The sequence below is a fragment of the Vibrio jasicida CAIM 1864 = LMG 25398 genome (assembly GCF_000400365.1).
GTDB classification, from domain to species: domain Bacteria; phylum Pseudomonadota; class Gammaproteobacteria; order Enterobacterales; family Vibrionaceae; genus Vibrio; species Vibrio jasicida.
On sequence record NZ_BAOG01000004.1, the window covers coordinates 65,150 to 74,493 of the forward strand.

General features: G+C 46.7%; 5 protein-coding genes and 2 pseudogenes. 2 read left to right on the forward strand and 5 right to left on the reverse strand.

What is annotated here, in order from left to right:
* Window positions 1-29 precede the first annotated feature (29 nt).
* From ilvA to ilvG, 5 genes are read right to left on the reverse strand one after another with little or no spacing between them, the layout of a single operon-like run.
* Complete coding sequence (gene ilvA / locus VJL_RS01940) at window positions 30-1,577, reverse strand: threonine ammonia-lyase, biosynthetic (RefSeq protein ID WP_038870180.1); 1,548 nt, start codon at window positions 1,575-1,577, stop codon at window positions 30-32.
* 4 nt (window positions 1,578-1,581) lie between these two features.
* Entirely contained in the window at window positions 1,582-3,423 is a 1,842-nt protein-coding gene (ilvD, locus tag VJL_RS01945) for a dihydroxy-acid dehydratase (protein WP_038870179.1), read from the reverse strand.
* Window positions 3,424-3,436: 13 nt separating this feature from the next.
* Complete coding sequence (gene ilvE, locus VJL_RS01950) at window positions 3,437-4,375, reverse strand: branched-chain-amino-acid transaminase (protein WP_038875206.1); 939 nt, start codon at window positions 4,373-4,375, stop codon at window positions 3,437-3,439.
* 12 nt (window positions 4,376-4,387) lie between these two features.
* Window positions 4,388-4,672 (reverse strand): acetolactate synthase 2 small subunit, encoded by a 285-nt coding sequence (ilvM, locus tag VJL_RS01955; protein ID WP_005440786.1) that lies wholly within the window; start codon window positions 4,670-4,672, stop codon window positions 4,388-4,390.
* Window positions 4,673-4,683: 11 nt separating this feature from the next.
* Window positions 4,684-6,330 (reverse strand): acetolactate synthase 2 catalytic subunit, encoded by a 1,647-nt coding sequence (ilvG, locus tag VJL_RS01960; protein ID WP_038870177.1) that lies wholly within the window; start codon window positions 6,328-6,330, stop codon window positions 4,684-4,686.
* A gap of 462 nt (window positions 6,331-6,792) precedes the next feature.
* Between ilvG and VJL_RS01965 the strand changes: the two are divergent.
* Together VJL_RS01965 and VJL_RS01970 are read left to right on the forward strand one after the other, a co-directional pair.
* Window positions 6,793-7,704: pseudogene (locus VJL_RS01965) on the forward strand (YifB family Mg chelatase-like AAA ATPase); the annotation flags it as partial.
* 151 nt (window positions 7,705-7,855) lie between these two features.
* Window positions 7,856-9,259 (forward strand): annotated as a pseudogene (locus VJL_RS01970) (hypothetical protein); the annotation flags it as partial.
* Between the last annotated feature and the right edge of the window lie 85 nt (window positions 9,260-9,344).

The following is a 9,344-nucleotide window of genomic DNA, read 5'->3' on the forward strand; positions in this document are numbered from 1 at the left end:
CGAGGGATTTTTGTATAGCTTGATGTCGGCTACGACAAGAAAAACTTATAAGACGGGTTGTCCGTTTCGTCTTTACATTGATAGCCAAGTTCGCGTAAATGCGCGGAAAACTGAGCTAAGTCGCTTTCATCTAACTCGAAACCACATAAAACGCGTCCGTAGTCGGCACCGTGATTACGGTAGTTGAACAAGCTGATGTTCCAATGAGTACCTAAAGTGCTTAAGAACTTAAGTAGCGCACCTGGGTATTCTGGAAACTCAAAGCTATACAGACGTTCTTTGAGTGGTTTAGACGGCTTACCGCCAATCATGTAGCGTACGTGTAACTTCGCCATTTCATCATCGGACAGGTCAACCACAGGGTAACCACCATCACGTAAATCGCGAATGATATTTTCCAACTCTTCTTGACCGCCTTGCAAACGAACACCAACAAAGATATTTGCCAAAGCATCATCGTTGTAACGGTAATTAAACTCAGTGACCGCTCGACCACCAATCAAGTTGCAGAACTCAAAGAAAGCGCCTTGACGTTCTGGAATCGTAACTGCTAATAAACCTTCGCGCTTTTCACCCAATTCGCAACGTTCTGATACGTAGCGCAAACCATGGAAGTTGGTATTCGCACCAGACAGCACGGTACCAAGGTTTTTGCCTTCTAGTTTGTTCTGCTCAGCAAACTTCTTTAAACCCGCTAGAGCAAGCGCACCTGAGGGCTCTGCAATCGCGCGCGTGTCTTCAAAGATGTCTTTGACTGCTGCGCAGATTTCATCACTAGAGACCGCAATATGGCCATCAATGTACTTTTGGCATAGACGGAAAGTTTCTTCACCAATGCGCTTTACCGCAACACCATCGGCAAACATGCTGACTTGATCGAGCACGACGGGCTCGCCTGCATCTAATGCAGCCTTTAAACAAGAAGAATCTTCCGGCTCAACCGCAATGACTTTGATTTCGGGCATCAGTTGCTTGACGAGTACCGCCACGCCAGCAGCTAAACCACCACCTCCGACAGGGACAAAGATATAATCAAGGTGGCCATTTTGTTGCAGCATTTCCATGCCGATGGTGCCTTGACCTGCAATCACCAGTGGATGATCGAAGGGAGGGACAAAGGTGTACCCGTTTAACTCGGATAGACGCTCTGCCTCGGCTTTTGCCTCATCAAAGTTACTGCCATGCAAAACGACATTACCACCAAAACCACGTACCGCATCCACTTTGATGTCTGGTGTTGTCTTTGGCATAACAATCGTCGTTCGGATACCAAGTTTAGTACCAGAGAGAGCCATACCTTGAGCATGGTTACCTGCTGATGCTGCAATCACGCCCGCGTTTTTTTGCGCTTCGGATAGGCTTGCCACCATATTGTAGGCGCCACGTAGCTTGAACGAGTGCACTGGTTGACGGTCTTCACGTTTGATCTGCACATTGTTACCAATGCGTGCAGCAAGGCGCGGCATCTCTTGTAAAGGGGTGACGGTTGCCACTTCGTACACAGGAGCGCGCAAGATCTGGCGCAGATAATCTGCACCAGACTGGTTTTCCTGTTTTAAGGGAAAGGGTTGACTCATAAAGCTAGCCCTCGAGCTTAGATTTATCTCGCACTGCACCTTTGTCAGCACTGGTTGCCATGCTTGCGTACGCCTTCAAAGCAAAAGAGACTTCACGCTGACGGTTCGCTGGCTTCCAGCCTAGTTCGTCTTGTTTTGCTCGGCGTGCAGTAAGCTCTTCTTCTGAAACATCCAGTGAGATAGAGCGGCTAGGAATATCAATGGTGATGATGTCGCCATTTTGAACCAAGCCGATAGTACCTCCACTGGCTGCTTCTGGAGAGGCGTGACCAATTGAGAGGCCTGATGTACCACCAGAGAAGCGACCATCTGTCAGTAGCGCACAAGACTTACCAAGGCCCATCGATTTTAGGTACGTGGTTGGGTAAAGCATTTCTTGCATGCCCGGACCACCTTTCGGACCTTCGTAGCGAATAACAACCACTTCACCCGCTTTTACCTTGCCACCTAAAATGCCATCAACAGCAGAGTCTTGGCTTTCAAAGACGATTGCAGGACCTTGGAACTTAAGGTTTTCTTCATCTACGCCAGCGGTTTTCACAATACAGCCATCCACTGCGATGTTGCCAGACAGAACGGCTAGGCCGCCTTCTTGGCTAAAGGCGTTTTCTTTTGAACGGATACAACCGTCTACGCGATCGTCATCAAGGCGATCCCAGCGGCAATCTTGAGAGAAGGCTTGAGTTGTTCGGATGCCCGCAGGACCAGCACGGAAGAACTTAAGGACTTCTTCGTTTTCCGTTTGCATGATGTCGTATTCAGCAAGTTGTTGCTGCATCGTCATGCCAAGCACTGTGTGTGTATTGCCGTTTAGCAAGTTTGCACGATCAAGTTCACCCAAGATCGCCATGACACCACCAGCACGGTGCACGTCTTCCATGTGGTATTTCTGCGTCGACGGTGCCACTTTACAGAGGTGTGGAACGCGACGAGACATTTCATCAATGTCGTTCATGTCGAAGTCAATTTCACCTTCCTGTGCGGCTGCTAACAGGTGCAGAACCGTATTGCTAGAGCCGCCCATTGCGATGTCCAGTGCCATTGCATTTTCGAAGGCTGCGCGGTTAGCGATATTACGTGGTAGGGCTGACTCATCATCTTGTTCGTAGTAACGGCGAGTTAGTTCAACCACGCGTTTACCTGCGTTAATGAATAGTTGCTCGCGGTCAGCGTGAGTCGCCAACATTGAGCCATTACCTGGCTGAGACAGACCCAATGCCTCTGTTAGACAGTTCATCGAGTTTGCGGTAAACATGCCTGAGCATGATCCACATGTTGGACATGCGCTGCGTTCGATCTGTTCGCTTTGTTGATCAGAAACGGTTGGATCGGCACCTTGGATCATTGCATCAACAAGATCTAGTTTGATGATCTGATCTGAAAGCTTGGTTTTGCCTGCTTCCATAGGACCGCCTGAAACAAAAATAACCGGAATGTTTAGGCGCATTGCAGCCATCATCATTCCTGGAGTGATTTTGTCACAGTTAGAGATACACACCATTGCATCGGCACAGTGCGCATTCACCATGTACTCAACAGAGTCGGCAATCAGTTCACGTGAAGGCAGTGAGTAAAGCATGCCACCGTGGCCCATTGCGATGCCGTCATCGACTGCGATAGTGTTAAATTCTTTTGCGATGCCGCCGGCTTTTTCTATTTCACCGGCAACCAATTGACCCATGTCTTTTAGGTGTACGTGACCCGGAACAAATTGAGTAAATGAGTTCACAACGGCGATGATTGGTTTACCGAAGTCTTCATCTTTTACGCCAGTAGCACGCCAAAGAGCACGTGCACCCGCCATGTTACGACCATGTGTGGTGGTAGCTGATCTATATTTTGGCATTTCTTAATCCTTCTTACTTCTGTTCTGGGTACACATAGTCTAACCAGCCCCACTTGTCTTCCGTGGTGCCGTTAAATAGGCCAAAGTAGGCCGCTTGCAGTTCTTTAGTGATTGGGCCGCGTTTACCGGTGCCCACTTCAATTTTGTCGATGGTTGCCACTGGCACCACTTCCGCAGCTGTACCTGTCATAAAGACTTCATCGGCAAGGTAGAGTGCTTCACGAGCAATGTTCGCTTCACGCACTTCATAGCCTTTATCACGTGCGATGGTCATGATCGAATCACGAGTGATACCTGGTAGAATCGCGCTGGTTGCTGGTGGTGTGGTGATCACGCCGTCTTTGATCACAAAGATGTTTTCACCAGCCCCTTCCGATAGATAACCGTCTACGCTCAGTGCGATACCTTCGTCGTAACCGTGACGACGAGCCTCACCGCCAACGAGCAGTGAAGATAGGTAGTTACCGCCTGCCTTAGCCGCAGTTGGGATGGTGTTTGGTGCTGCACGATTCCAACTAGAGATCATGGCATCAACACCAGCTTCTAGCGCTTCTTCACCTAGGTAAGAACCCCAAGGGAAAGCAGCAATGATGAGTTCCATTTCAGTGCCTACTGGCGGGCATACGCCCAAGCCAACATGACCCACAAAACCTAGTGGACGGATATAAGCGCTATCGAGTTTGTTTTGGCGAAGTGTTTTGCGTGTTGCTTCCATGATTTCCTCTACAGAGAAAGGGATAGGGAAGCGGTAAATTTTTGCGGAGTCTTTTAAACGCTGTGCATGCTCACGATGGCGGAAGACAATTGGTCCTTTTGGTGTGTTGTAGCAGCGTACGCCTTCAAAAACAGAGGTGCCGTAGTGCATCGCATGAGTCAAAACGTGTACGTTTGCCTCTGCCCATGGAACCATCTCACCATTAAACCAAATGAAATCTGCGGTTTTCGTTGCCATTTATTGCCTTCCTTATGCGCTCACGTGTTGTTGTAGGTTGTGATTTGGGAGTTCGTCATTGCGAATTTTCAGTACCTCGACGGTACGGATATCCCACAACTTTTCAATTTGATTAACCAAGAACGAGATTGGTCGGTCACTGTCGACGATGATCTCTACGCTGGCGACTTTGCTTTCGTGGTTTTGCGTCGCCGCAACTTGTTTGATCACAAAGCCTCGATGACGAATCACACGAAGAACGCGCTCTAACAGTACCGGTTTGTCATCGGCTTTGATGTCGAGTAAATATCTGTCCATGTGATTGTCTCCTAAGTATTTTCCAACATGTCACTGTTGGATGCGCCTGGTGGCACCAATGGCCACACGTTCTCTTCTTCATCGATTAAAACGTGAAGCATGTAAGAAGTCTTACTTTCTAGCATCTCTTTGAGAGCCGGTTCGACTTCTTCTTTCTTGGTGATGGTTTTACCCGGGATATCGAACGCTTTTGCCAGCATCACGAAGTCTGGATTGTCATCAAGAATGGTTTCACTATGGCGGCCGTCAAAAAACAGCGACTGCCATTGGCGAACCATGCCAAGACGTTGGTTATTAAGGAGGACAATCTTTACTGGTATCTGACGACGCTTCAGCGTGCCCAACTCCTGCACGTTCATCATAAATGAACCGTCACCTGTAATAAGGATAGACTGATCATCAGGACGTGCGACAGCAGCGCCCATTGCAGCAGGTAAGCCAAAGCCCATCGTACCTAGACCAGCAGAAGTGATGAAGTTTTGTGGGTTACGCGGTTGGATATGTTGCGCTGCCCACATCTGATGCTGACCTACGTCAGTCGACACGATCGAGCTGTCAGGCATCATGTCAGACAGCTGTTTAAGTAACAGAGGAGCGTAAATTAACTCGCCTGGGTGGTCGTAACGCCATTTAAAACCGCTACGTAGACTTTCACTGTGGTGAACCCATGGTGAGATATCTTGTGTTAACTCTAACTGAGGAAGAATGGTATTGATGTCACCACGCAATGGCGCATTTGCATGACGCAGTTTGTGTATCTCTGCCGCATCGATGTCGATATGAATGACCTTGGCATGGGGGGCGAATGTATCAAGCTTACCCGTTACTCGGTCATCGAAACGTGCTCCTACCACAATCAAAAGGTCACTCTCTTGTACAACAAGATTGGCTGCTTTAGTGCCGTGCATACCCAACATACCAAGGTAGTGTGGGTCATGGCGTTCAATGGTACCCAGCCCTTTCAGAGTGCTTACTGCTGGCATAGGGTTTAGGCGTAGAAACTCACGAACGGCATCTGTTGCTTTAGCAAGTTGAACACCGCCACCTACGTACAAAACAGGGCGAGTTGAAGCGGCGAGAACTTCTTGTGCGCGTTGGATGTCTTCATCGCGGACTTGTGGGATGGCTGGTGGAACACAGGGAGGCAGAAGTTCAGTTGGTGCTTGAGCAAGTTGAACATCTTTAGCGATATCGACAATAACTGGACCTGGGCGGCCTGTTTTCGCTACTTCGAACGCTTCGGCAAGCGTTGGGGCAAGGTCTTCGATGTCAGTCACTAGGTAACTGTGTTTGGTACAAGAGAGGGACATTCCGATCACATCCATTTCTTGGAAAGCATCGGTACCGATATGAGAACTGGCAACCTGACCGGTAATGGCGACAAGTGGCACGGAATCTAGGAAGGCATCGGCAAGGCCAGTAACAAGATTGGTGGCACCAGGTCCAGAAGTAGCCATACAAACTGCTACGTCTTGTGTCGCGCGGGCCATTCCTATAGCGGCCATTGCGGCCCCTTGCTCATGACGGCATAAGATATGTTCTACACCACCATCATATAGCGCATCGTAGATTGGCATGATGGCTCCACCAGGATACCCAAACACCGTCTCGATGCCTTGCTGTCTTAAAGCGGCTACGACAAGTTGTGCACCGGTCATCGTAAACCTCCTTTGCTACGTTGTGGCTCGTAGCTATCGCCATGTGTTTCGCACTTCATGTGCACTCCCATTCTTCCCGTTAAGCTGTCTAAGAGTTAGACAGATGACAACATGTAGTTGTAAAAAAACCCCCGGACTTTTCAGTGCGGGGGTTTTTTGTAATTTGTGGTTATTTTTCGCCCACATTCCCCCGCGCGGTGTCAATAATGACCACGATAATCAGGGCTAGCAGTGAGTTGATGTGAGCGAATATGTTCATCTGTCTGTCGTTCTTTTTTCGTTAATAAGTATTGTGTAATGTTCTACGAAAATGTTTGCGTCACTAGTGGTAACACACAAATCTGCTGCATGACAAGCAAAAAGTCATTCTTTTTTCACATTAAGTACCCATCTGGACAGGCTATATAACATATCCATATAGAAAACATCTGCTTATATAGCGTACAAAAATTTGAGGAAATTATGGGGCTGGCAATCATTCATAGTCGAGCAAGTGTGGGTGTGCAAGCGCCATCGGTAAGCGTGGAAGTCCACATCAGCAATGGGATGCCGGGCTTTACACTCGTCGGTCTACCAGAAACAACAGTAAAAGAATCTAAAGATCGTGTCCGCAGTGCGATCATTAATTCCAACTTCCAATTTCCTGCCAAGCGAATCACGGTAAATTTGGCCCCAGCAGATTTACCCAAGGAAGGTGGCCGCTTCGATCTACCGATTGCGTTGGGAATTTTAGCCGCTTCAGAGCAAATCGCGACAGATAAGCTTAAAAACTACGAATTTGTTGGCGAATTGGCACTTTCTGGCGGATTAAGACCCGTAAAAGGCGTCTTACCCGCCGCGCTGGCCGCAAATAAAAGTCAGCGTCATTTAGTTGTGCCCCATGCCAACGGTGATCAAGCCGCTTTGGTGGGGAAAGAACAACATAAATCCGCGCAGTCTTTACTGGAAGTGTGCGCTGAGCTTTGTGGTCAGCATAAGTTGGAATTACACCAAGCACCAAAGCGTAATGTCGTCGAAAAGCATGGTCGAGATCTGCAAGACATCATTGGGCAGCAACAAGGTAAACGTGCCTTAGAGATAGCGGCGGCAGGTAATCACAACTTACTTTTTCTTGGCCCTCCCGGAACGGGTAAAACCATGTTGGCTTCACGACTGTGTGATTTATTGCCTGAGATGACCGATGAAGAAGCGATGGAAACGGCATCAGTAGCGTCGCTAACTCAAAGTGAAATCAATGAACATAATTGGAAAACACGCCCGCTGCGCAGCCCGCATCATTCTAGTTCAATGGCGGCATTGGTTGGGGGAGGTTCAGTGCCTAGACCCGGTGAAATTTCATTGGCGCATAATGGACTGTTGTTTTTGGATGAGATTCTCATAATCCTAATAACTAAAAGTTATCAAAAGAGTATCAAGCTTATGAATGTGAATGATTTAAATGGTTTTTAGTGCATTTTATTTACGTTGACAATAATCAATTTGACATCTACGTTTATTATTAGTTGTCAATTTATGAGGTTTGGTTGTGAATGTAAAAACACTAAATGAGCTTTCTTTATTAAAAACTGCATTGTCAGTCGAATACTCTAACTACCTAACACTTGCTGCTGAATCCTCAATCCCCCCAAATTTTATACAACGAACATTGAATGTTTATGCAGCTTACTGCTACTTGGTTAAACAAGGTAACTACAGTGCATTGGAAATACTGAATGATGCAAGCTCACTTAATGCACACTTCCAGTCGCTCATTGGCTTTGTTTATAACTATGATGATACCACTATCAAGCATAGATATAAGATTGGTAATCAACTCAAAAATCTTTTCCGCTACATTGCGCAAGATAAACATTTAACTCTTGATGAAGTAAAGCTTTCGAGTTTAAAAATCACAGAAGACGTTTCGACCTGTCTAGCTCAGTTCAGAGAGCTTAATATAGATAAATCAAAGGCTGACTACCTTGATGGTTGGCGGGTGTTATCAAAAGAAGGCAAAGAACATGAGGCTCATCTGGATACGCTTTATGTGAATTTTAGTGAGGCGTTTACCAACAAGGTTCATCTAGCCCTTAAAAACTATGCTTTTACACAAAAATCATCATCTTTGAGCAAGGCATTAAATGAACTCAAAAAACTCTTTGTGGGCATCGCCACGGTTTATAACGACCGAGACGGACTAACAATAGAAACCCTTCTAAGTCGTAATTATGTGCAGCTACTTTTCCATAAGGTGTTTAAAGTGCTATTTGTGCGCTCTCAAGCAGCCCATAACTGCCCCAAGACTTTTCATGCTAAGTGGCGAGATACCATTAACTATTATACCGAGTGCTTTATCAACACGGGTGTTTTTGCTGAACCTCACAAACCATTCATCGTTCCAGACTGGAAAGACCCAAAAGATGCAGCACCCACCTTTTCAATTGGAGGCAATGCTACGCAGCCAGAAAACCTTCGATGGTTTGCTAACATTCCACTCAAAATTAAAGATGAAGAGGCTGTTTCAATTATTCAGCAACGTGTAGACCGAGACATGGCGCATGTCAGGCATGTGTGTCTCTTGAAATTTGAAGAGCTTTTAGAGCGAGAAGATAGAAATAAAGCTTTTCAGAGCACAGGCTTAGTTAAACCATTGAGCGGCACGTTAGGCTATAAAAAATATAAGAACTTTGTCGGTGAAGATAAGTTAGATAATACAGTAGCAACCTTTTATGCGCACGGCATCGCTGCAAAAGACACTGGCTATCTACAATTTTGGGGGTTTTACGGTAACGCTAGCCAACTCAACACAGAGTTAAATTTACCAACCAAATCAACGCTGAATGTTCTTTTGACGCTTCTTGTGATGGAGCATCCTCTGATAACACCGTCTTGGTTAGAGAAATGGGACTTATTTGATGTAAATGGCAATATGGTGGGTTATAAGCAAGTGAGCTATTGTCAAATGTGGTGTATGGAAGATCATGCAGTAGCTTGTTGATGAGTCTCCATTTCTTTCACTCCATTGATGAAGCGAA

Bases quoted from the DNA above. Each gene is read 5' to 3' on its own strand.
- ilvG (WP_038870177.1), bottom strand. From the start codon at position 6,330: ATGACCGGTGCACAACTTGTCGTAGCCGCTTTAAGACAGCAAGGCATC.
- ilvE (WP_038875206.1), bottom strand. From the start codon at position 4,375: ATGGCAACGAAAACCGCAGATTTCATTTGGTTTAATGGTGAGATGGTT.
- ilvA (WP_038870180.1), bottom strand. From the start codon at position 1,577: ATGAGTCAACCCTTTCCCTTAAAACAGGAAAACCAGTCTGGTGCAGAT.
- ilvD (WP_038870179.1), bottom strand. From the start codon at position 3,423: ATGCCAAAATATAGATCAGCTACCACCACACATGGTCGTAACATGGCG.
- ilvM (WP_005440786.1), bottom strand. From the start codon at position 4,672: ATGGACAGATATTTACTCGACATCAAAGCCGATGACAAACCGGTACTG.